This window comes from Rhizobium sp. CBN3 (assembly GCF_030518245.1).
GTDB classification, from domain to species: Bacteria; Pseudomonadota; Alphaproteobacteria; order Rhizobiales; family Rhizobiaceae; genus Rhizobium; species Rhizobium aethiopicum_A.
Genome location: NZ_JAULSE010000102.1, coordinates 1 through 480 on the forward strand (window position 1 = coordinate 1; position 480 = coordinate 480).

Annotated in this window: 1 protein-coding gene; it reads right to left on the minus strand. The window is 63.3% G+C overall.

The features are described 5' to 3' along the window. Positions 1 to 480, minus strand: a 480-nt coding sequence (locus QWJ46_RS31145; RefSeq protein WP_302756395.1) for an IS110 family transposase, incomplete at both ends; no start/stop codon positions are given.

Here is a 480-nt window from a genome sequence, read left to right on the forward strand (position 1 = left end):
ACGGCGCACAGGTGTTCCTTTCCGCTCTGACGCAAGCGCGTGTAGAAAGCGGCGAGATCCGGATTGTGCCGGGTTGCCGTGAATGCGCACATGAACAGGCTCTTTCGCAGGCGTTCGCGACCACCCTGGATGCGGCGTCTGCCATGATATTTTCCGCTATCGTCGTCATAGGGCGCGACGCCGGCAAGGGCGGCGATCTCGGCGCGGCTGGCATGGCCGAGTTCGGGCAGCCGAATGATCAGGCACAGGGCGCTGCGCAGCCCGATCCCCTTGATGGAGATCAGCAGCTCGAGCCGTTGCGCCAGGTCGCAATCGTCGCGAACCGTCTTTTCGAGCCGCAGCAGATGGGCCTTGCGGCAGGTTTCGAGGCGGGCGACCTCGCGCAGGTGACGGCGTTTGATCGCCTCCGACAATGCGGTCTCGGCAAAGGTCTTGACCAGCGCGATCTGCTGCTCGATCTGTTCCAGATAGGTCAGTTCG